At 43.5% G+C, this 23296-nt stretch carries 17 protein-coding genes; 8 read left to right on the top strand and 9 right to left on the bottom strand.

The window, feature by feature from the left end; all coding sequences use genetic code 11:
- Positions 1–289 precede the first annotated feature (289 nt).
- The 6 genes from AB4375_RS13355 (at position 290) to AB4375_RS13330 (ending at position 8502) form a co-directional block, all read left to right on the top strand.
- Positions 290–502 carry a DUF1656 domain-containing protein gene (locus tag AB4375_RS13355; protein WP_017059802.1) on the top strand — a complete coding sequence of 71 codons (213 nt, stop codon included), beginning with the start codon at positions 290–292 and terminating at the stop codon, positions 500–502.
- Positions 503–512: 10 nt separating this feature from the next.
- On the top strand, positions 513–1379 hold the full coding sequence (locus AB4375_RS13350) for an HlyD family secretion protein (RefSeq protein WP_017059803.1): 867 nt from the start codon (positions 513–515) through the stop codon (positions 1377–1379).
- 9 nt (positions 1380–1388) lie between these two features.
- Positions 1389–2744, top strand: coding sequence for an FUSC family protein (locus AB4375_RS13345; protein WP_372051777.1), 1356 nt, complete (start codon positions 1389–1391; stop codon positions 2742–2744).
- A gap of 325 nt (positions 2745–3069) precedes the next feature.
- Complete coding sequence (locus AB4375_RS13340) at positions 3070–4728, top strand: hypothetical protein (protein ID WP_372051776.1); 1659 nt, start codon at positions 3070–3072, stop codon at positions 4726–4728.
- A 129-nt stretch (positions 4729–4857) separates the two neighbouring features.
- On the top strand, positions 4858–6960 hold the full coding sequence (locus AB4375_RS13335) for a carboxylesterase family protein (protein ID WP_372051775.1): 2103 nt from the start codon (positions 4858–4860) through the stop codon (positions 6958–6960).
- Positions 6961–7044: 84 nt separating this feature from the next.
- Positions 7045–8502, top strand: a complete 1458-nt coding sequence (locus AB4375_RS13330; RefSeq protein ID WP_029235238.1) for a phospholipase D family protein — start codon at positions 7045–7047, stop codon at positions 8500–8502.
- A 164-nt stretch (positions 8503–8666) separates the two neighbouring features.
- On the opposite strand, the gene AB4375_RS13325 is transcribed toward AB4375_RS13330, so the two are convergent.
- The 7 genes from AB4375_RS13325 to AB4375_RS13295 form a co-directional block, all read right to left on the bottom strand.
- Complete coding sequence (locus AB4375_RS13325; RefSeq protein WP_372051773.1) at positions 8667–9320, bottom strand: aspartate/glutamate racemase family protein; 654 nt, start codon at positions 9318–9320, stop codon at positions 8667–8669.
- 276 nt (positions 9321–9596) lie between these two features.
- On the bottom strand, positions 9597–11315 hold the full coding sequence (locus AB4375_RS13320) for an autotransporter assembly complex family protein (RefSeq protein ID WP_029235664.1): 1719 nt from the start codon (positions 11313–11315) through the stop codon (positions 9597–9599).
- A gap of 248 nt (positions 11316–11563) precedes the next feature.
- Positions 11564–12853 carry a DEAD/DEAH box helicase gene (locus AB4375_RS13315; RefSeq protein ID WP_372051772.1) on the bottom strand — a complete coding sequence of 430 codons (1290 nt, stop codon included), beginning with the start codon at positions 12851–12853 and terminating at the stop codon, positions 11564–11566.
- Positions 12854–13054: 201 nt separating this feature from the next.
- Positions 13055–13795 carry a DUF1223 domain-containing protein gene (locus AB4375_RS13310; RefSeq protein ID WP_372051771.1) on the bottom strand — a complete coding sequence of 247 codons (741 nt, stop codon included), beginning with the start codon at positions 13793–13795 and terminating at the stop codon, positions 13055–13057.
- Between the two features lie 175 nt (positions 13796–13970).
- The gene (locus tag AB4375_RS13305; RefSeq protein WP_017059812.1) at positions 13971–14159 is read right to left on the bottom strand and encodes a hypothetical protein; all 189 of its coding nucleotides are present in this window, start codon (positions 14157–14159) and stop codon (positions 13971–13973) included.
- Between the two features lie 313 nt (positions 14160–14472).
- Positions 14473–15474, bottom strand: coding sequence for a TerC/Alx family metal homeostasis membrane protein (locus AB4375_RS13300; RefSeq protein ID WP_017059813.1), 1002 nt, complete (start codon positions 15472–15474; stop codon positions 14473–14475).
- Between the two features lie 574 nt (positions 15475–16048).
- Entirely contained in the window at positions 16049–17788 is a 1740-nt protein-coding gene (locus tag AB4375_RS13295) for a bifunctional UDP-sugar hydrolase/5'-nucleotidase (RefSeq protein WP_102333460.1), read from the bottom strand.
- Positions 17789–18026: 238 nt separating this feature from the next.
- Between AB4375_RS13295 and AB4375_RS13290 the strand changes: the two genes are divergently transcribed.
- Positions 18027–19778: an ATP-dependent endonuclease gene (locus AB4375_RS13290; RefSeq protein ID WP_017059816.1), complete on the top strand. Its 1752-nt coding sequence runs from the start codon at positions 18027–18029 to the stop codon at positions 19776–19778.
- A gap of 172 nt (positions 19779–19950) precedes the next feature.
- Here the strand turns inward: AB4375_RS13290 and AB4375_RS13285 are convergent, their stop codons facing one another.
- Together AB4375_RS13285 and AB4375_RS13280 are read right to left on the bottom strand one after the other, a co-directional pair.
- Positions 19951–20445 carry a DUF1097 domain-containing protein gene (locus AB4375_RS13285; protein WP_017059817.1) on the bottom strand — a complete coding sequence of 165 codons (495 nt, stop codon included), beginning with the start codon at positions 20443–20445 and terminating at the stop codon, positions 19951–19953.
- 204 nt (positions 20446–20649) lie between these two features.
- Positions 20650–21555, bottom strand: coding sequence for a LysR substrate-binding domain-containing protein (locus AB4375_RS13280; protein WP_017064628.1), 906 nt, complete (start codon positions 21553–21555; stop codon positions 20650–20652).
- 273 nt (positions 21556–21828) lie between these two features.
- On the opposite strand from AB4375_RS13280, the gene focA reads away from it, so the two are divergent.
- Positions 21829–23280 carry a formate transporter FocA gene (focA, locus tag AB4375_RS13275; protein ID WP_017064629.1) on the top strand — a complete coding sequence of 484 codons (1452 nt, stop codon included), beginning with the start codon at positions 21829–21831 and terminating at the stop codon, positions 23278–23280.
- Positions 23281–23296 lie beyond the last annotated feature (16 nt).

Here is a 23296-nt window from a genome sequence, read left to right as displayed (position 1 = left end):
GCATAGTTTTTGAAGTGCAACTTACATCTTAAGTGATTGTTTTAAATATATTTATCTTAAACCGGCAAAAATAGATGATTTTCGAAATCAATTTCAATTAAGTGTTTCCACTTCAAGAACGACAACCTCCTACCGTTTTTTTACTGGCTTACGGCTCTCAACAAAGAGGCAGTTGGCATAATCACCGAATAAAGTTGGATTGTGATGGGTACGATCCTCTATAAGCGATTATCACAATAAATCGAACTCCGTTATCGTTGCATTCATCAAACAAATAGAGAACAGAACCATGAATACCATGCCGCATGAGCTTGTGTGGGATGAAGTCTACTTCCCACCGCTGTTATTGGTTATCGCACTGGCTTACATACTGACAATGCTAACAGGGTCAATCGCGACACGGTTTGGCCTTCATAAGTACGTCGCCTTTCCTGCAATAGCAGAACTGAGCTTGATCGTGATTTTTACTGGCGCTATCGGCCATTTTATTACCATTTTTTGAGGCACTTACTGTGATCAAACGTTATCTCATTACACTTTTATTATTGGCTGCTGCGGGAACTGTGGTTTATAGCTATTACCAGTCGTACTCAAGTAACCCATGGACCAGAGACGGACAAGTCAGCGCTTATATCGTCTCGATTACACCTCGAGTCACGGGTCAAGTCATTGAAGTGCATGTCGAAGACAACTCGAAGGTAAAAAAAGGCGATCTTCTTTTTGAGATCGATCCGAGTATTTACAAGGCGACCTACAGAAAAGCACTTGCGACTCAAAAACAAGCATTTGCCCTACTCGCCAAAGCCAAAAACGAAGAGCAACGCGCGTTGAATTTAGAGAAAAGAACGCCCGGTGCCGTGCCCGTGCTGACACTAAACAACTTGAACAACGCGGTAGAAACCAGCGCCGCAAATGTCGAACTGGCAAAAGCGAACGTAGAAGAAGCACATCTCAACCTTGAGTACACCAAGGTATATGCGCCTACTAACGGCTATATCACCAATCTGAACCTACGTGTTGGCTCTCAAGTTGTCGCGAATTCACCTGTGGTTGCGCTAATTGATGAAGATAGCTTCTGGATTGAAGGTTATTTCAAAGAGACTGATTTAGTCGGTGTCGATGCTCAGGACACTGCTTATGTGACCTTAATGATGCACAACAATGTTCAGCTAGAAGGACATATCAAAAGTATTGGTTTTGGTATCGCGAAGCAAGACGGCAGCACAGGTAATGATTTATTGCCAAACGTGAATCCAAACTTCCAATGGATACGCCTAGCTCAACGCATCCCTATCAAAGTGAAGTTAGACAAAATACCAGAAGACGTACAACTGCGTGTTGGTATGACTGCCTCGATCAAAATAATCAAAAATAGCTAGGTGATTCTTATGTTCACTGCATCGACTAAAGACGCGATTAAAGTCGCACTCTCTATCGTTATCGCAATCTGCCTAGCGTTGTGGTTTGGTTGGGAAAAACCGTATTGGGCTGCGATAGCCGTCGCAGTGATGGCATTGAACGAGAGCTTCGCCCATTCAATAAACAAAGGCCATAACCGGTTAATGGGAACCTTGTTAGGGACCGGTTATGCCTTTTTCCTCATTGCGATGTTTTCACAAGATCGATTTTTGTTTCTAACATTTCTTACCTTGTTCTTAGGCACTTGTATTTTCATGTCTAGTGACGAGAAATACGGCTACATCTTTTCAATAGGATTTACCGTGTGTTCGATTGTTGCTTGTCTGGGCGGGTTTGATAACCAAACCACCTTTCACTTTGCTGTACTTAGACTTCAAGAAACACTATTAGGTGTTGTTGTGTTCTCTATTGTGTATCGCATCGTGTGGCCTGTGAATACTGAACTCAACTTTGTACAACGTTTCGAAACCAGTAAACAAGCGTTGTTAGATGCGATGGAAAAAACAGACAACATCGACATTGCCGCACTTGAAAGCAACACCGCGAATATTGATAAGCTGTATCAACTTTTAGATCTGCCACTGACCGGAAGCTACCACCTTAAAGAGAACATCCAAACATGGCGCTTGCGTATCGATGAAATGGCACATATCCAAGATACATTACTCAAACAAAGTAACAGCGAATCAGACTTAGATATCCAATGGGCAGTTCTTACTCACAACTTGAAGACGTTCGATGTATTAACACCAGAACAATCTCTTGTTGAGGGTGAACTCAATGTCATAGGTGATCATAAAGACGTGTCTTGGCATCATGCACATCGCACGTTTGTTGAACATTTGAATGAAGATGGGCGCAAAGTGCTGCAAGGCGTGTCGATGTTTATCACATCGCTGTTGGTTTGGATTTATCTTCCAGTTCCAGGTGGTTTCATATTTCCTATGTTAGCCGGTGTATTCTCTGCTATGGTGCCGACCATGCCACCAAGCGTTATTAAGGACGCTTTTTATGGTGTGTTGGGTACAGGGTCGGTGGTTCTGTTGCAATACATCTTTGTGATGCCATTAATGACAGAACTATGGGAGCTGGGACTATTCTACTTCCTTAACATTATGGTGATATGGAAAGTGTTCGCGACACCTAAGCTCATGGTACACCGAATATTGGGTATTAACTTATTAGTTGTTCTCACATCTGGTGCGCTCAACCTCACACCTGTTTATGGAATTGAAACGCCACTTTTGATGCTCGTAAACATTTTGATTATTCTGATGATAGCGAAGTTGTTTACTGATCTATTTAGAGTGAGGGTAACTGCTTAGAACTAAATGCGCTTAACAACTCACAACAAAACGGTCTGCCAAGTATTTTTACTTCACAGGCCGTTTTTTATCTATTGAAAATCATTATAAATCAATTGATTAACGCTAATTATTACTAAATGAGGATAGCGTCCATCAAAAGCGATTAACGCGATCTGCCACCTCCTCTTAAAATCCTCTCATTGATTGACGCAATGCATTTTTAGTCGCGACATTCACACTAGCAATCCTAACGGATAAATACATAACAACTGAACACGACGTTCAGTATTACATCGACTGTTTGAGTCTCGAAGGTTTGAGGCTACTCAGCGTGGGAACCGTCATGAGTTTTTTTGAAATACGCACCAGCGCCTGTAAGACCCATACTCTTTCTGTGTTAGCGTGCGCCCTATTACTTACCACCCCCAATTTTGCGTCTGCGGCAGAAACCAATACTTACAGCGAGGTTATGGAAAAAGGTCGAGCACTATTTGACAAATATGGCATCAGTCATGATTTACCAAAGCTAGCAATCAGTTCGCTCGTACAGGGCGAACACCTAGTTGAACACGCACATCGAACCATACAAATTGGCGATGAGGTTCGTGACTCAAGCGTCTATCTGATAAAAAACACAGACAGCAAAGGCAACATCGACCTGCGCATCAAATACAACCCGCAAGAGCTGGATGAAAACGAAAAACTGATCGATGAAATTGAAGAGTTTACGCGCACTGAGTATCGACTAAGAAATTATGCAGAAAGCTTCGATCCATCGTCAGTGAAAGTCAATGAAAAAGACAACGGCGACGTGACCATTAGCTTCAACTATTCGAAATACGGCTTACCACAAGACATCGCCTATTTCCGTTTCTTGAATGTTGATATTGAACTTGTAGGCGGCACACCAAAACGCATGGTAATCACCAACGACAAGCCATTTAATCTTGGTAAGTCAAAAGTCGATACCTATTACCAAGTGATTGATTTCCAAACGTTAGACTCTGGTAAAGTCGTTATTGAACGTAAGACAACTAACATCGAGGGTACGTCTAAAACGAAACCGATGACCATGAGCGCTGTAACTGAACCCGTCGCAATTTATGAAGACGACAACGGCGTTAATGTCCTGCATGAAGAGCGTCTAAAAGAAGTTTCAGATCCTCGTATGCAAGAAGCGAGTGTTAAGTTAGATCGAGTATTCCCTTTAATGGGTGACATGGTGCGTCGTCAAGGTATCGATTTACCCCTTCCATTCGGCGTATCAGTGGCTTATCGCAATCAAGATATGGATATACCCATGACAGATTACGTGATTGGCGGTGTGCGCTTGAATGACCTATTCGACCCTGAAGATAGCGTTGCAACGGTTAAAGCAGAAAGTCTTTCAATACGTGGTGATGTGAATATTCTGCCATTCTGGAATGTATTCGGGTACGTAGGAAAGGTAAACGTTGATGCGAATATTGACGCCTCTTATACCGGCGCCGCAGGTGAATACTTAAAAGACAAGCTCAATAACAAATTGCCAGGGCTAGGTAACGCACTTTGCGAAGGTGTCTCTGCCTTATGTAACAGTGGTCGTTTGAATGTACCACTTCATCTTGAATATGACTTACGCGGCGCGGGCACCACATTATCTGTTGGTTACAAAGAATTCTTTGCCTCAGTGACGGGTACTTACTCCCAAACACGCCTGAAAGGGTTGGATGATTGGGGTGATGGCATTGTCACGATTCAGCCAATGTTGGGCTACCAATTAGTTGATTATCGCGCTCAATTCTTCGTTGGTGCTGAATACCAAGGTTTAGATTCACGTATGCAAGGTACTGTAAAAACCGGAGACATCGAATTTGATTATGACGTTGGCGTCGATATCGACCAGTGGGCATTCCTAACAGGTTTTAACAAGCAGATCGGCAAAAACTACAACATGACCATGTTGTACAACAAAGGCGAAACTCGTTCGGCTGTGACATTGAACCTTGGCTACCGATTCTAGTCACCGAACTTTGATTACCAGCCTAGCCCTTAAACCAGGTTGTTCTTAATAAGAAATTTTGTAGTTCTGTTATCTACGCAGATAGCGATGAAACAGACTACGCCGAATACTATTGTGGAAACTCATTTTATGACTATTGCATACCGTTCAATGATCGCTCTTACTATTACTACTGCCTTAGCAGGTTGCGATACTGATAGTGCCCCTACTGTTCCATTCCCAGACAAGCCCGAACCGTTAGTTCCGGCACCGGCTAAACCGTTTGATGCTCAAATCGGTAACGTAACGATTAAAGCGACGATAGAAGAACTGGTTATAACTTCGAATACCGAAGACGACAAACTGGCTTCTGTTGAATCTTTCAAAGGGATTCAATATGCAGAGGCTCAGCGCTTTAAACCCAGTGAAGTTGTAAACCTTGTTGAAGGTACTTTGGATGCGACTCAGTTCGGTTATGCTTGTCCTCAACTAAAAACGACAACACAAACACAAGATGAGAACTGCCTTAACCTCAATATCTGGCGCCCAGTAGGCGTAGATGCTGACGCAGAACTACCGGTTTATGTATTCATTCACGGTGGTGATTTCGAATACGGTTCTGGTGCAGAGCCGCTCATCCAAGGTGATACCGTGGTTGCTCAAGGAAGCGACGATGGTAAGCCTTTCATCTATGTAAGCTTTAACTACCGTCTTGGTCAGTTAGGTACTCAATGGATTAAAGGCGCGAACGAAGATGGCAACTATGGCCTAGGTGACCAGAGGCGTGCCTTAGAGTGGGTACATAACAATATCGCTGACTTCGGTGGTAACGCTCAAAACGTAACCGTTATGGGTCAAGGCTCTGGTGCTATGTCTATTGGTTTCTTACAGCAAGATCATGATATCGCAGGTCAATATTTCCAACGTGCAATCATGCAAAGCAACCCTTATGGGTTTGAGTATCCAAGCTATGAAGTTGCAAAAGATCGCAGTAAGGGTTTTACAGCAGACACTTCGCTTGACAAGATCATGGCGTCGCAAGAAACAGCTTTGGATGGTATTGAACAGCTAAAAAATTGGTTGTTAGGTTCTTTGCAAATCCCAATTCTGAGCCCAGCCGCAGATGAGACGCCAATGTCAAACCTGATGCCTTTTGCTCCATACATATTGTGTGAAAAAACAAGTCTCCTTGGTAGCTGTAGCGAATCAGCAGAGTCACCAATGAAAGCAGGCTTCTCAGTACCAACTGTCCTAGGTGAAAATGCACATGAAGCGAACAGCTTTGGCATGCTATTTAGCGCTACGTTCTTAATCCCGACGGTCATCGAGTTATTAACAAATGATGAACCTGAACTGCTTACTAACGAAGATCCAACAAAGCTAGCTCTAGCTATGGTTAACTGGTTAGAAGATGAAAACAACATCGTTCTTCTGCAACAAAAACTATCTGAGCAAGCAAGTGATGAAGTTTCAGCAGATCTTGTATTGCCAAGCAGTGCGTACAGCGCAGTAACGGGCTTATTTTATGGTGCCAAGCTAGAAGGTGATCTACTTGAAATGACTGGATGCATTGATACCAACGATATTGCGGGTACCGTAGGTTGCTTGGTCGACATTGTTGAGATCACTAGCCACCAGCAAACCCAAGATATTCTGGCTCTAACGGATTTCTACCCTAACTCAGAAGCTGACATAGGTGGCGCTCTTGACAACATGAAGCAATTTAAAACCTTGCTAAATGACACCTTGTTCAATGGTCCAGCTCGTCACATGGCAGCAAACAGCGGAGTAGAAGCAACGCTATACCACTTTGAGCACAAACCAAGCTTTAACATGTGGAACTATAAAACAGGTCTAAATGAAGAAACGGGCGAATACGACCAACTGCCAATCATTGATCTATTCAAAACGATTGGTTGCATCAGCGGTGCATGTAACGGTTCAGAACTGCCATTTATGTTCAACAAAGCTGTACGTTTTGATGGAAGCGAAGTAAATCCATCAAGCAAAGATAAAGCCCTTATGAACGAAATGTCGCGTCTTTGGTTTAGCGATGAATTGTTCCAGAGCTACCAGTACAGCGATGCTACCGACAATGTGCTTGTCATTGATGGTGCAGGATTCAGCGACAACAGCACTACCTTCGACTGGGACTATGTCACAAACCCAGGTGTTGATCCTAAGCTTCGTGAAGGTCGCTTAACGGGTCTAGCAGAGCAAGGTCTTATGCCTTGGGACTGGTACCTAAACTAAACATATTCAACACCCTTCCTACTTTAACGGCCAGCTCGCTGGCCGTTTCTATATCCAAATTTTATGTTTAAACGCAGGTTAGTTATGACACTTAGCAAACTAAAAACAGCATGCACAATAATGTTGATTGCTTTGGTCACAGGATGTGCCCAACCTTACCCCGATGTTGAACCTGACTTCGAAGCTAACTGGCAAAGCACAGAACATCAAGCCGAAGTCTATTTGATCCCGAGTGCGCCTGAAGCCTTTGCGCGCCGCATTGATCTGGTTCGCCAAGCAAAACACTCGATTGATATGACTTACTTCTCTTGGGAAAACGACACTCTGGGTCTGATGCTGTTAAACGAGCTGAAACACGCCGCTGACCGCGATGTGGCCGTGCGCCTCACACTGGATGACTTGTTGGTATTCAATGACAAATGGCTTGCGGAGTTGGACTCACACGCCAATATTGAGATTCGACTGTTCAACCCTTTTGAGTCACGTAAAGCTGGCTGGATTGGTCGTGCGCTCAACTTCTCTACTCATCAAAAACAGTTAGATAATCGACTGCATGAGAAATACTTTAACGTTGATCACCAATCGATGATCCTCGGTGGGCGCAACATCGGTGATGACTACTTTGGCTACAGCGAAAGTGCCAACTTCTTTGATATGGATGTGCTGTTTAAAGGCGACGTGATTGCTGCTTTCGACCGAAACTACCAAGCGTTGTGGAACAGTGAGCATGTAGTGCCAATTCAAGAACGCATTAAAATCAAAGAGAAAGAGCAATACCAAGCGTTCACCAAAGCGTTGAACAAAGGTGAAAAGAATCAAGCATTGATCACGTCTGAAGTCGAAAGGCAGATAAAGAGCTTAAACCAACCGAAGTTCATTTCAGCCTCTGTCACGCCGGTATTTGACTCACTGGAGAAACTCAATGACAACAAGCCCTACTTTCGCCAACGTATTGAACACTTGATGAAGCAAAAAGTACCGACACCTTCTAAGGTTATTATTTCTACGCCTTATATGGTGCCAAGCGATAACAAGTTTGTATTCGTCGATGCACTTAGAGAGAGCGAAGCCGAAGTCACCTTACTGACGAATTCATCGGCTTCTAATGATTCGGGCTTTGTGCCTGCGTATTACGAAAAACACCGTGAGACTCTACTCGACAAAGGCGTAAGTATCTATGAGTACAAAAGCCAAGCGATCAATGATGATCACTACTTTCATGTTGATACCTACTACCACAACAAGACAGTAATTTTAGATGAGCGTGTCACCTATATTGGCTCTTCTAACTTCGATCCAAGATCAGACTTTCTCAACGTTGAGTTTGGGGTGTTGGTTGACAGTGAAGAGTTTGCGAAGCAAGTGACACACTACTTAACACGTCAGAAAGAGGAGTTGTTCTGGGCTGTGTCGCGAGAACAATCAGGTGACACCATCTGGGCTTCAGAGGAACAAATCCATACTAAGAACCCGAACTACAGTTCATGGAACAAGGTACCTGATTGGTTATTTCGAAAAATGAATGGCGAGTTCGAGCTTTAAGTGTTCAGCTTCGAATCTTAATTTTTAATTTTCTCCAGTCCAAATGTAAAAAAGCCGCGTAATTCGCGGCTTTTTCATGTTTCAAATACACGTATCTGAGCTTATAGACGGTAGGTCATCGCTCTTTGGGCTACGTAGTTCACCATATCAAGCGTTGTGAAGATCTAATTAACATCATTAATGTTGTAATCCACATGTCCACGCTCCACATATTGCTCAGCGAGACGGTAAATATCAACGACACGCTCAGCTACCGCTTCCATAGGATCAATAAAAGTGACTGTTGGAAATGCCGTTTCAAGTTGCTTTCTAACCAAAGGAAGTTCCGTGCATCCCCAAATAACCGTATCAACGCCCTTCTCTACGATGGATTGAATCGCTACAGCAAGCAGTGCGGCATTACGCTCAAACTCGCCCGCTTTGATCCCGTTGGTTTCTCGGATTGCTTGTCCACACTCTGTCATCTCACCGGTTACTTCACCATAGATAGCACTATGCACGTTATGCTCTTGCTCAAAGGAATCTGGCTTAACGAACACCAGATTCGCGTCCGTTAGGTAACGATCATAGATTCCCGAATTGTATGTGCCGTTGGTACATAAAATACCAACAACAGATTCAGAGTTCTGCTCTTTGATTTGATCAACGGTGGTTTGAAGCATGTCGACGATATAAACGTTGGTGTGCTTTTGAACCTCAGGTCTAAAGTAATGAGCGGTGTTACAGGTCATTACGCCAAACTGAACATTGGCATGTTCTAAAATGCACGCTGACTCAATCAGTTCAGGCACAGGATCGGTACCGCCTTCGTTAATCACTTCAGATCAATCGGGGATATCTGAGTTTTTCACCACTATCATGGCCATGTGGTCTTAGTCTTTAAGTGCGCCGTGTTCAATTTCTTTCTTGGCGACGATATCTTGGAACAGAGCATCTGCTTCAGGGCCCATATTACCAAATACACCGAATCGTAGCTTTTTCATTGTTTTTACCTTTGTGTTTGTTAAAGCACAAAGGTTTTTACGCTCTTTCGATTTACTTGAATCCTATTAGATGGTTCGCATCCTCGCGAGTGCATAAACAGCGTACAAAAATCAGAATTGAGTACCCAAGGAAAAATGAATACGAAATTCGTCGCCTTCAGGCGCATCTAAGCCGTAAGCAAAATCGAGCTTAACTGGCATTAACTGTGAGTTCCAAATCAAACTCACGCCCGTCCCACGCTTCCAATCCGCTTGTTGATCAAATGCATCACCCACATCAAGAAATGCGCCCAACCAAATTGAACGATAGACTTGATGCTGATATTCGAGCCCAGCAGTTAACATATAACGTGCCCCCGTTAGTTCACCATTCTCGTCTCTAGGGGAGATAGATTCGTAACCATAACCTCGCAGGTTTCCATCGCCACCAGCAAAATACCGCAGTGACGACGGCACATCAGATAATGATTTGGCAATGTTGATGCCTACGTTGGAGCGGAAATGGAGCTTCTGCCTGTCACTAATATCCCATGAAAGGACACTGTTTCCTTCCAACCGCAACAGCCTTGAGTCAGAGAACAGACTAGGGTCAGAATACTCGACAGAATAGATGTGTCGATGATTGAGCTCCAACTGATCATTTTTACGATCAACCTGAGAAAAACTGATGCCAGGTAACAGCAATTGCGATTGCTCTTCCTCAGACGCCTGACGGTACTGTTCGTGCAAGTATCTGACATAAATGGTGCTTTGCCAATCACTGTCTAATTGCCAGTAACGTTCGAACTTAAGATCGTTTGTAAAGCTATTGGTGTCTCGATGATCAATTCGTTTCGATTCAAACTGAATACCAAAGTAATCCGTTGTGACTTTCTCTGTGGGGATTTTGTACCCCAACTGAAGTGATTGCTCCTGTTCAGACAAATATGTCTGTGTTTCAAAGCTGTGGCCTCTCCGGTTATACCAAGGCTTTGACCAACTGAGAGAGGCGCGTAAACCGAGATCAGTAGAATAGCCGCCACCGACCTGCACGATATTTCGAGAACTTGGCTCGGCAATGATTTCAATTGGAACTTCTAGGTTGTCATCAAGTTTGTCAAAGTCACCATGTACGATGACACTTCGAAACCATTGAGTGTCTGACAAATCAGATTGCAGTTCACCTAACTTGATGGTGTCAAAGTCATCACCTTTTTTAAAGGTGGGTATTTTCTCGATACGAGTAGGGTCAACCCCATCATCAGGAATACTTATAGAACCGAACTTGTAGCGTGGACCACTTGCAAAATACAAGTGTATATTCGCGATGTTCTCGCTAGGAATAACTTCAATCTTTGACTCGATAAACCTGCCGTCAAAATAACCTTTCCGCTTTGCTAAAGAGAAAATCGCACGCTTAGTTTGGTCGTATTCTTGGTGAGACAAAGTTAAACCTGAGCCTAACTTGCTTTGATTGAGTATATTGATGAACTCCGCATCTAGGCTAGCTTCACCTGTTATTTTTACTATCGATTCTGCGATGCGCATGACAGGACCAGAATCGATGTTAATGATCACGTTATCAGAATCATTGAGGTCGATATCGAGCTGTGGGTGATAATAACCATAAGGGTTGAGTGCATCTTGAATACGTTTAGATAGCTTCGTTTTCGATAGCTGTGATGCAGGAACATCGGCTAAAGGTTCTAAATATAATTCTACATTTTCGGTGAGAGTTTTATTAACCCCTTTAACCTCAAATTCAGCAGCACTAGAAGAGTGTTGGGTAAACAGGAAAAATGAAGTGGCCAGCACTAATTGTTTAATCGAGGTCTTCACGCGGTTACCCAATTGCTCAAAACCCGAACAGGTTATGAGCAAAGCGTTAAATCGCCGAATCTCTTATGGAGGACGCTATCCTTCGAACGGCTTATCGGGTTGTTTAACACTGCAACAGTCGTTTATTAACGACTCAAATCCCAGCCCTACAGACACAAAAAAGGCGCAATTAAGCACCTTTTGAATGTCTATTGTTTGCTGACTCATATAGCTTATTGATTTATATGGCTTGCTGATTTATATGGCTTGCTGACTCAAGATCAGTTGTTGTTCAGCCACACATCTTGGTTTTTTGGAGCTTTCTTCTTCTTTTTCTTCTTGCCAGTACCGGCCGGTGGCGCAACAGGTTTTAGTGCTGCGATCAGTTCAGCTGTCGCTTCTTCATCCACTTCAAAGCCTTCAATTTGCTCACGCTCAAGACGAATCTTGTTCTTCTTCTCGATGATTTTGAAGTGGTGGTAATCTTCGTGATCGATCAGAGATAACGCAAGACCAACCTCACCTGCACGACCACTTCGGCCGATACGGTGCATGTAGTCTGACGGGCTACGCGGTAGATCAAAGTTGATTACTACTGGAAGCTTCTCAATATCCAGACCACGTGCCGCGATGTCTGTCGCGATCAGAACGTCAATCTCGCCAGATTTGAAATCTTCTAGGATACGAGTACGTGAACCTTGCCCTTTATCGCCGTGGAATACTTCTGCGATGATACCGCGCTTGTAAAGCTTGTCTGCTAGGTGCTCACAGCTGTTCTTCGCATTAACGAAGATCAGAGCTTGGCGCCATTCATGTTGTTGAATTAGGTGTGCGAGTAACGCGGTCTTACGACCTTTTTCTACTTCGAATACACGCTGAACCAGTGTGCTCGCATTGGCACTTTGAAGTTGAACCTCAATTGGATCATTCAGTAGTTCGTGAGTCAGCGTTTTAACTTGCTCGGGGAAAGTCGCAGAGAACAACAAGGTTTGTTTTTTGCTTGGTAGAAGTTTCAAGATCGCGTCTAGTTCTTCTGTAAAACCAAGGCTTAACATTCGGTCAGCTTCATCAAGCACTAACGTTTTTACTTTATCTAGCTTGATAGCGTTGCTTGAGATTAGATCCAGCAAACGACCCGGTGTTGCCACCAAGATATCAGTGCCGCCACGTAGCGCTTGCATCTGAGTGTTTACCGATACACCACCAAATACACAAACCGTTTTAATCGCGCCATTGAAATGCACAGCGTAAGATTTAACGCTGTCAGCCACTTGCTTAGCAAGTTCACGAGTAGGAACCAAGATAAGGCCAGAGACAAAGTTACCTTTGCCTGAACGACGGTCCAGAGGGGCATCTTCATGAATCTTTTGTAACAGTGGAAGTGCAAATGCTGCGGTTTTACCTGAACCGGTATTTGCGCCTGCAATTAAATCGCGTCCTGCTAACACACTTGGAATAACTTGCGCTTGGATAGGCGTTGGCTGTTGGTATTCAAGCTCAGATAAACGAGCCATCAAAGGAGAGATTAAGCCAAGATCAGAGAAGTTGGTTGGTGTAGTGGTGTTAGTCATTAATTGCAGGAACTCAAAGCTAAAATAATAGCGCGCTATATTAACGTATTTCAGCAGTATTACGTAACTAAATCGCCCTTTCGCTTCTATTTCACTGATTAATATCCGTCAGAAGCGAAGTTTTCGATGTGAGAACCTCGATACTCGCCGTACCAACTTCGTCTAAGAGTATTCCAGCTACACAATTGTCGTGGGTTGCAGTTAGTTCAGCCAACCTGCTACCGTTTGTTCCGATGCATACGAATTCGGCTCGGTTAACCAAACAGCGACTGCGTCTGGTGTAGCGACAAGTGGCTCAAAATTGATATTAAATTGCCATTCAGACTCACCACGCTGATAACCATCGTAAACCACAACAAAATCATGTTCGAGTTTCTTACCCCTGTTCTCGCCCGCCTTAACGCTGGTGACTTCGTTCATCGCCAGCAAAGCTATATGAGCAACATAATCCCCTTTGCCTTCGTAACTTACGCTGAACGTATCGCCTTTATAGTTGACCGTTAGCTTGGGGTTATTTTGTTGTTTAAGCGAAGGCAACGTTCTGTCTAACCAGTTAAAGTAACCGCGCCACTCTTTTCCATCGACAACAAAGCCGGGTGTGTAAACCCCACTTGTTACTCCATAAGCTTTGTACAAGCGTTGCTTCTGACTAAACGCCTTACTCGCGAACTTGTCGCCCCAACCTAAGTAATCCCAATAATCGACGTGATAGGCAAGCGGAATAACTTGTGTCCAAAGTTTTGGATGGTTTTCAAAAGTACTGAGGTACTGATCAGCGGGAGGACAACTTGAACAACCTTCAGAGGTGAAGAGCTCGATAACCTGTGCGGGCTGGCCTTCATTACTCCAGGTTTGTGCAAGCGACACTGAGGAATAGAAGCCGATCGGTAAGGCAAATAAACAAAGTTTAATCAATGATGAATTGCGTTTGGCGTGTGACATACCGAGATCCTTGTACAAAGCGAATTGAATGGCGCTCAAATACAGACCGTTATGCCTAGGTTTTTCTTTCAGGTGCTTAGTTTACGAAGAGATTGAGTTTATTTCAGATACAAAAACGCCAGCTTTAGAAGCTGGCGTTTTCTTAAAATTCTATATTTACATGTTAACGCTGAGATTAACGGTTAATACCGATATCGCGTTGCATGTGACCAGATAGGTCGCTTGCGTAGTAACTACGTGGAGAGTTGTCTACGAAAAGAATATCGAAAATGTGTGCAATCAATCCTTTGAAGTTAACCGAGTAGGTTTTCTTATCCATAGAGTTAGGAACAGCGATAGTATTCATTTGTACTGCTTGAGCCATGATTGCCTCTCTATAAATTTATTAATGTGTTTCGTTCTGATGACAAGAATAATAGGTGATCTTTTGCAGGTTAAAAAATGACTAAAATTAGATTTTGGGATTAGTTTTTCTAATAAAACAAACCATTAACAATGTCACAAAATAGATATGCAGATTATGTGAGTACAAATTCAATATAGTGTTTAAATCATGCATTTAGTACAAATACCCCGCAAACAACAGTGGCCAATGTCACAGAAAATTTACATAAATTAATTTTCCACTTCATCAGCCACGTGTTCATTATCGACTTTTCGATAAGTTATATTTGTTTTTAATTTACTTGTTCAATGCCTGGCTTCTTCGCATAAACCGACGCTATAACCGCAATCGTCATCGTAGAAACCAATACCGCCAATGACCAGTAAGTTGGGATAGCCCACTCGCTATCAACCAGAAGCATTTTCACACCAATGAACACCATGATGAATGAAAGCGCGGGTTTCAAATAGATGAACTTGTCCATCATACCTTGCAGTACAAAATACAACGAGCGAAGACCAAGTAACGCAAACACGTTAGCCGCAAGTACCAAGAACGGTTCTTGTGTTACCGCAAAGATCGCAGGGATAGAGTCTAATGCAAACATCACGTCCATGACTGCGATCGCACCGATGACCAACATCATTGGAGTGAATGCCCATTTAGCACCCTGTTTAACCATTAATGCAGGGCCATGGAAGTCCTCTGTTACCGGCATCACTTTACGAAGTAGCTTTTCAGGCAGAGTATTCACACTCTCCTCTTCGCCCTTGTCTAATGCCAGCTTAATACCTGTACCAATCAAGAACGCAGCGAACACGTAAAGCACCCAGTGATATTCCGCCAATAGCTGTGCGCCTAGTGCGATCATAATTGCACGAAGCACCAATGCACCAATTACGCCCCAAAGAAGCGCACGAGGTCTTAGATGCTCAGGAACTTGGTATTGAGCAAAGATCATCGCAAAAACAAACAAGTTGTCTACGCTAAGGGATTTTTCTAACAAGTAACCCGTAATGAATGACACGGTTGCTTTTTGCGCTGTGTAGTCACTGTTCGGCGCATAAATGTCCCAAAATAGGTAAATCGAGCCAGCAAACAAAAACGCAAGTACAAACCAGAAAACACTCCAGATTGCCGCTTTCTTGATAGTAACGTTACCGCCACGAGTCTGATAGATATCAATAGAGACGAGAATAACCGTTAGCAGGAAAAAGCCCGCATAAGTCGTCATGATTGGCGATGAAAAAAAGGATTCACTATTGGTAGATAATAGAGATTGAGTTGAGTTCATTATTCCTCCGGGCGGAAGAACTGTACAAAGACCTTCCGCAAACAAAGCATATCAAGCTCCATTACGGATCTTGACTGTGATTGCGTTGGTCTCGTTGAAGTGAAATATGGGATTTCACTTTTACATACCGGATAGACTCTTGGCCTAACGAGATGACGATATGTAAACTTGCGCTAACTACTCCCCAAACGCGTGGATAATAATCCTCTGGTTGTGTTTCGTCTATATAAATTTGCACGGAAAAAGCAAAAAAGGAGCAAACGCTCCTTTCTGATTGATGCCACTTTGTCAAATAAACACGCGAATTGATTCTAAGAATAAATTCGCAAGTCAAACACACTATTGCACTGCGTAATGAAGTTGCAAAAAGAGCAATTTACAGCCCTGCGGCAGGTATTAAATACACTAACGCTGACCAAACTGATACCCAACCGACAACCGCTACCGCATCTAACCAATCTTTCTTATCCATGCATATCTCCACAAGAAGGCGACCTGCAGAGATAAAGCATAAACAATGCCAATTTTATAAATAACCCAAAGTAATAGTGTTAAATATCAGTATCAGCTTTAGTTATCTAAAACACTCCATACAATTCAACGGTTCATTGAGTTGAAGCGACTCTGGGTGGTCTTGCAGAAACTCGATGAAGCAGTCTGCCATAGAGTCAGTGGTGACCGTGCCATCACCGATCATATCCAACACAGCGTTATAGCCCTCTTTGCCTTTCATTGTATAGGCTGACGACGCGCCCCGGTAAATACGGTTGCGAGAAACAGCTTGCCAACCTGAATCATCAGAGTGAATTTCTAGATGGTGAATCCTGTGTCCTATAGGCGCTTCTTTGTGGTAACAAAACCTCAAATTATGTGTATAAGGAAAGCTACCTGAACCTGTGCCCACGACACCATTATCAATCGCGTTATTGATTGCACCTTCAAGCATGCCAGCGATCGTTTCACCTTTTACTTCATACACACCAATAGGTACGGCAAACGGTAGTAGTTTTCCGGCAATATCGGCAACAGAGACATCGCCGCTATTCAGTGAATTTCTTACACCACCGGCGTTGTGAATGGCAAAGTCAACCTGATGCCCTTTCTTGTTCATTAGATGGTGAAATGATTGAGCAACCAAGGGGGCTAGTTGACTCGGGCCTTTAGCATCTGGAATACGTACATGGCGAAGTTTAGTGTCTGCATGAGCAATCACTTGTTGCTGAAGCTTTCGAACTCGCGGCTGGTATTTATCCGTCAGAATGCTCTGCAGCTCAGGATCTTTCTTACACACTGCAATATTAGGGTGATTGTTTAAAAACTCACACGCCATATCGTGGGCATCGTCTTGCCCTACTTCACTCAGTTTCGCGTCTATAAAGAGTCGACGGCCTAATAACAGTTCGTTTTTACCATTGAAGTGCGTCACTTTGCCTTGAGAATCGAACTCGATTTCGCAGTGTCCTAAGCTCATGGCGTGGAAACCCGCTTGCACAACATAGGTATCGCCAATTTTCACACCGTATTCATCATCTTTAACTAAGCCGATATCAGAGAAATCACCTTGTAAGCGATGACTATGACCACCAACGATGACACCAATACCTGTTACGTTGGCTGCTAACTCTAAATCAGCTTCGTAACCAAGATGGCTAAGTAACACAATCTTGTTGATACCTGCTTGATGGATTTGCTCAATGGTCCCTTTTGCTGTTTCCAAAGCATTTTCAAACGGTGTATCGATATCTGGGTTAGCGATGCCTGCCATCTTGTCGATGCTTAAGCCGAATATTGCGACCTTCTCGCCATCAAACTCTTTCGTTATAAAAGAAGCACTTCGTGTTTCAGGCAGATAAGGCTTAACAATGTCGTTGTCCGCTAGCGTATGAGTTTTATTGATATCCTCATTCGATAGATTCCAGTTACCGGCCAACAGCGGGAATTTGATTCTTTTCGCGAAAATCGCAACGGGCTCATTACCCATGTCTAACTCGTGATTACCGAGCGTCATGGCATCTATATTAAGGGCATTCAACAAATCGGCATTGGCTTTTCCCTTGAATAAGGAAAAGTACAACGTGCCCTGGAAGCAGTCACCAGCGTGCAAGAACAAGGTTCCAACCTTCTGACGCTGGGCATCTTGTTCTATTTGTTTGAAGCGTGTTGAAATTCGAGCAAAGCCACCAGCACTGACATAAGGTTCAATGATGTGGTTGTTCATTTTAAGTGATAGCTGTAACGAGGTTGGTTCAAAGTATGAGTGGGTGTCGTTGATGTGTGCCAACACTATTTTTGTCGGCTTATTCTTTTTAGTCATATTTTCTTCTCTCTTTGTCCCTTCATACTAGGTCGAGAATCATGACAGAATCGTGAATTTTATGAAACTGCACTGCAAAAAAATACTCGAGATAGATCAAAAATCTCATTTTGCACCGTATTAATAAACAACGGGTTTTGTGACAGGTGAGCATACCGGATTTGGATTTTTCGATTATGATTAAAGATATCTGTTAGCTTTCAAATAATTAGCAGAGCCTTCCGTTAGGAGTAAGCCTATGCAACTAGAAAGAATCGAGATTTCTGGCTTTCGAGGTATCAAGCGCATGTCACTCGCGTTTGACGAGCTAACCACGCTTATTGGTGAAAATACTTGGGGTAAGTCTTCATTATTGGATGCCCTTTCCGTCATTCTGCCCTCAGACGGTGTGCCATATCACTTTGAAATGACCGATTTTCATGTCGATTACTCTGTTTCACACCCGCAGTCTCAACATCTTCAAATTGTTCTCGCTTTAAAAGCTAACGATAAGAGCGAACTTAACGCAGGTCGTTATCGCAAACTCAAACCTATTTGGGTTCAAGATGAATTTGGCGTATTTCGCATCTACTATCGCATCAGCGCGACGTTAGAACAGTATGAGACAACAACACACTATGCATTTCTTGGTTTGGACGGTAATCCGCTCAAGCTTCATCATTCAGAAAAGCTTGCTCAAGAATTAATGACCTTACATCCCGTTATCCGTTTGCGTGATGCAAGGCACTTTGATCGTCCTTTCAACGGCAAGTCCCTTAACCACAATGCTCACCTGCCGACTAATGTTCACGCAACTAATGCAAATTCAAACGGGAACGGGAACCATCACACGAGCAATGGCACAACAAATGGAAACGGCGCCAATAACGGTAATGGTCGACAAGCAAGAATAGAAAAACGAATAGACAACACCTGCCGCCGTCTTATGGCGATACCCGGACATGTTAATAAAGGTGAAATGCGCAGTAGCCTAGAGTCGATGCAAAGTTTGATTGAGCACTATTTTTCTTTCAAAAGTACTTCTCGTCGTAACCCTAGAAAACAGCGAGACGGATTGCTTTATTCTGCGGGTACCAATGATCAGAGTATTCATCAACTCGTCGAAGAGACCAAGAACAAACAAACTCGCTTATTATTCATGGGGTTACTTAACGCTTATCTACAAGCTAAAGGGCCAAACGACTTAAGGCGATGTGCGCGCCCTCTGTTGATCCTTGAAGATCCAGAAGGTCGATTGCACCCAACACACTTGGCAAGGGCTTGGAGCTTGATGCAGAAATTGCCCATGCAGAAAATCCTGACCACCAACAGTGGCGACCTACTTGCGGCGGTCCCACTTCAATCGATTCGTCGCTTGGTTCGTCAGTCAGACAAAACCATCGCCAATCAACTCAACATGAACCATTTCAGTAAGGATGAACTTCGACGAATTGGTTTTCATATCCGCTTCCACCGCTCTGGGGCACTATTTGCTCGCTGTTGGCTATTAGTAGAAGGTGAAACCGAGGTTTGGTTGTTCAATGAACTTGCCAACCAATGTGGCTATAACCTAGCAGCAGAAGGTGTGCAGATTATTGAGTTCGCCCAATCAGGACTTAAGGCACTGATTAAGGTCGCGCAAGAGTTTGGCATCGATTGGCATGTGGTAACTGACGGCGATGCGGCGGGTAAAAAATACGCAGCAACGGTGCTATCGAAGCTTGGTAATGATCAGGAAAGACATCGACTCACGGAACTGCCAGATAAAGATATCGAGCATTACCTATATATGAATGGATTTGAGAGCTTTTTCCGTGACATGGTTAAGATTCCATACGATCACCCTATCCCTCCAAAGAAAGTGGTTGCCAAGGTATTGAAGAAACATGCAAAACCCGACCTTGCACTCGCCATTGTTTCTCATTGCGAGAATCAAGGACAAGAATGCATTCCGCTTTTATTAAGGTGGACATTAAAACGCGTGATCACCATGGCGAATGGAAATACCTAAACATAATTTGTTTTATAGATGCTATCAGTTGCTCTACTGATGAAATATTTAGCTAGTCGCCTCAACCAAAAAAGGCACACCAAACGGTGTGCCTGTATAAATCGATATACAAATTAATTGGGGGTTCTCTTGCAAGAGTTCACAGTGACTAAACTGAGGTTAGGTTAACGAATTAAGCCTTTGCCTGTTTAGCGTGTTGTTCAACAACTTCCGAAGATTGAGTCGATTTCTCGTGAAGCCATAGCCCCGTTGCTTTCATCAAGTATCCAAATACACCACCAAGCAGTAAAGATGGCACTACAAGTTGCCAATCACCACCTGCAGCAAACGTCGCACAGCAACCAATGAAGGTGCCTGGGATATAACCTAGCCACGCTTGTTTCGCTTGAATACACATAAAGAAAGCCACAATAGCAGTAATCATGTAGCCTAAAATCTCTAACCCTGCGAAGGTTGAGCTTTCGATAATCACCATTGCCCAGAATACGCCAGTCATGTTGGTCAATAAGCTACCTGCTAGTCCTTTAACGCCGCCTGTTGGCGAAGCAAAGTAACTGGTGCAACCTAAGAAACCTGCCCATGACAATAAGCCGAAAGAGATAGCAATCCATCCCCATAGACCTGACAAAATACCTGTTGTTAATGAAATCGCGACTAATGTACTCATACTATTTCTAAAGCCTAATTACGTAATTGAACGCAACCGGATTTAGCCTCACTTAAAATCAAGTAAGCATACTATGGGAAGATAGCCCTTATTTAGCCGATCACGATCACATTAATAATGTATGCAGATGTGTATTTATCACTAGATAGAGACCGAAATCGCTTATTCAACATATTTGGTTATCAGTATTTTATCAATTTATCGTTACAGAACCGACGGCTTGCCTTTCATCATGCGCTTACCTTCTCGCTTAATACACTCAGCAAGTGGGTTCTCAGACATATCTGCACGCCAAATAAAGGACAAGGTTCTTTCCATTTCAAGCTCAGGGACATTTAATGTGACCAGTTGACCAGACTCAACAAACTGTTCGACATCGAGATAAGGTAAACACGTTAAATATGGGCCGTTTGCAACCAAACTTCTTAAAACAGGAACGTGTTCATACTCTCGCCAAACATCAAGATCACCAATTAAATGGTGAATAGAGCTATCAAAAACTTTGCGAGTACCCGAACCATGTTCACGTAATACCCATTTTGCTTGTTCTAATTGCGCCAAGCTTACTCGTTCACGCTTCGCAAACGGGTGATGAGCCGATGCAACCACCGTTAAATGGTCCGTACACCACACTTCTTGGTGAACTCGGTTGTCATCACAACGACCTTCGATAACACCCAAGTCATATTGATAATCTAATACGCCATCAATAACCGCATCGGTACTTTGTACGCCGAGCGAGATTCGCATCTCAGGAAAGTCGTTATCAATAATACTGATGAGGTCAGGAACTAGGTGTTCCGCTGGTGTTTGGCTTGCACCGAGTTTGAGCTCTCCACTTAGTAAATGCTGCTCATAAAAACCCATCTCAATTTGCTGCGCATCTTGCAGTAAACGCTTCGCTTTAGGCCTTAGCCACATCCCCCAATGAGTAAGAGCCATTTGCTTGCCCTGCCTTTCAAACAAAGGCCTGCCGAGCATTTTTTCCAACTGTGCAAGAGACATACTTGTCGCCGACTGAGTCAACGCCAATTTGTCTGCTGCCTGACTAACGCTCCCGGAGTCTGCTACTGCATCAAATACCGCGAGTTGCTTTAATGAATAACGCAAAATTCATCCTTAATGCTTTTAATTATTTGTGTCCTGATGCTCGTTTTTTATAAAGCCAATGAGCAATCAATTTCATTCTACGCGTAACCCAATCTATATCAATAAATTTGATGTGGTTTCTAAAAATTATCAATTTTACCTCTACCCATCAACGCCCTAATCTGGAATGGCAGGACACAACGAGCCCTGCAAAACATTACTGATTAACCATTACGGATTAACCAAGTCATTAACACTAGGAATTACACATGACGGATTGTTCAAGGGGGGGATATGGCAACCAGCACTTCTGAAAATCATCAACTGTTCTCACCAACAGAAATGATGGCGGAAGCAGAGAAGTTTGCATTAAGTAAAGCAAATAAAACCAGCAGCATGACATTGAGTTTGGCAATCATGGCTGGCGCATTCATCGGGCTTGCTTTTTTGTTCTACATCACGGTAACCACGGGCAGCGCTGATGCTGGATGGGGATTGAGTCGCTTAGCCGGCGGTCTTGCATTCAGTATGGGTTTGATCTTGATTGTGATTTGCGGTGGTGAGCTATTTACCAGCTCAGTGTTATCCAGCATCTCATGGGCTAACAAGCAAATCACCTTCACTAAGATGCTGTCTATCTGGGGCAAAGTGTATGTCGGCAACTTTATCGGTGCCATGTTCCTATTGGCTTTGGTAAGCGCAGCAGGCTTATATCAACTGGATGGCGGCCAATGGGGCTTAAACGCTCTAAACATTGCTCAACACAAGCTGCACCACAGCCCAGTTCAAGCGTTTGCTTTGGGTGTGCTTTGTAACTTGTTGGTGTGTTTAGCGATTTGGTTAACGTTCAGCTCCGCTAACGCAATGACCAAAGCAATGATGACCGTGTTACCCGTTGCAATGTTCGTAAGCTCAGGCTTTGAACACTGTGTGGCGAATATGTTCATGGTTCCTCTAGGCATCACGATTCAAACATTCGCCCCGGAAAGCTTCTGGATGCAAATCGGTGCAACACCAGCGCAGTACGCAGACTTAAACGTCATGCAATTTGTCACAGCAAACTTAATACCAGTGACAATCGGCAACATCGTAGGTGGTTCAGTATTGGTCGGCTTAGCCAACTGGAGTATCTACCGTCGCCCACAACTTAAAGCAGCAAAAATTACCGCTATTACACAAACAACAGAAATTACGTCAGTTAAGGAAATTACAATGAACACAGCAACTACTATCAAGCAAATCATGAACACTCAACCAATTACATTGAGCGTTGAAATGCCAACATCAGTCGCGATTGATACACTTTTAGACGCGCAACTTGTTAGCGCTCCTGTTTGTGATGTTGAAGGCCGTCTAGTGGGTATCTTCTCTGTTCATGACGTAATGGTTGACCTTTGGTGCCAAGATTACATCCCAACTAAAGGCCAAAAAGTCGTAGACCTAATGAGCCGTGACGTTGTGGCAATCGATGCAAACGACAAGCTAGTAGACGTTGCTGAGTTCCTATGCATCGACAAAGAGCAACTGTACCCGACGACAAGCATGGGCTTCGCAACTCGCTTGACATCTCTTTCTCTAGAAGAGCGTGCAAAAGCGATGAAAGTAAGCCAACCACATATGCTTCCAGTGTTAGAAAATGGCGTGATGGTGGGTGTGTTGACTCGCATTGAAGTGATGCAAGCACTGCGTCCAATCTACGGTGACCGACTAAACGTGGTTCCTCAAGCTGAACTAGAAACAGCTTAACTAATCGTAAGTTGAA

Origin of the sequence: Vibrio sp. 10N.261.51.C6 (genome assembly GCF_041471785.1) — a bacterium.
GTDB classification, from domain to species: domain Bacteria; phylum Pseudomonadota; class Gammaproteobacteria; order Enterobacterales; family Vibrionaceae; genus Vibrio; species Vibrio crassostreae_C.
Note: the sequence above shows the minus strand (reverse complement) of the source record. Positions and strands in the feature narration are given on the sequence as shown.

What these genes read in the sequence shown, in the direction of transcription:
- AB4375_RS13285 (WP_017059817.1), bottom strand. Translation starts at nt 20,445, where the DNA reads ATGAGTACATTAGTCGCGATTTCATTAACAACAGGTATTTTGTCAGGT.
- AB4375_RS13355 (WP_017059802.1), top strand. Translation starts at nt 290, where the DNA reads ATGAATACCATGCCGCATGAGCTTGTGTGGGATGAAGTCTACTTCCCA.
- AB4375_RS13330 (WP_029235238.1), top strand. Translation starts at nt 7,045, where the DNA reads ATGACACTTAGCAAACTAAAAACAGCATGCACAATAATGTTGATTGCT.
- AB4375_RS13290 (WP_017059816.1), top strand. Translation starts at nt 18,027, where the DNA reads ATGCAACTAGAAAGAATCGAGATTTCTGGCTTTCGAGGTATCAAGCGC.
- focA (WP_017064629.1), top strand. Translation starts at nt 21,829, where the DNA reads ATGGCAACCAGCACTTCTGAAAATCATCAACTGTTCTCACCAACAGAA.
- AB4375_RS13340 (WP_372051776.1), top strand. Translation starts at nt 3,070, where the DNA reads ATGAGTTTTTTTGAAATACGCACCAGCGCCTGTAAGACCCATACTCTT.
- AB4375_RS13345 (WP_372051777.1), top strand. Translation starts at nt 1,389, where the DNA reads ATGTTCACTGCATCGACTAAAGACGCGATTAAAGTCGCACTCTCTATC.
- AB4375_RS13315 (WP_372051772.1), bottom strand. Translation starts at nt 12,853, where the DNA reads ATGACTAACACCACTACACCAACCAACTTCTCTGATCTTGGCTTAATC.
- AB4375_RS13300 (WP_017059813.1), bottom strand. Translation starts at nt 15,474, where the DNA reads ATGAACTCAACTCAATCTCTATTATCTACCAATAGTGAATCCTTTTTT.
- AB4375_RS13335 (WP_372051775.1), top strand. Translation starts at nt 4,858, where the DNA reads ATGACTATTGCATACCGTTCAATGATCGCTCTTACTATTACTACTGCC.
- AB4375_RS13310 (WP_372051771.1), bottom strand. Translation starts at nt 13,795, where the DNA reads ATGTCACACGCCAAACGCAATTCATCATTGATTAAACTTTGTTTATTT.
- AB4375_RS13305 (WP_017059812.1), bottom strand. Translation starts at nt 14,159, where the DNA reads ATGGCTCAAGCAGTACAAATGAATACTATCGCTGTTCCTAACTCTATG.
- AB4375_RS13295 (WP_102333460.1), bottom strand. Translation starts at nt 17,788, where the DNA reads ATGACTAAAAAGAATAAGCCGACAAAAATAGTGTTGGCACACATCAAC.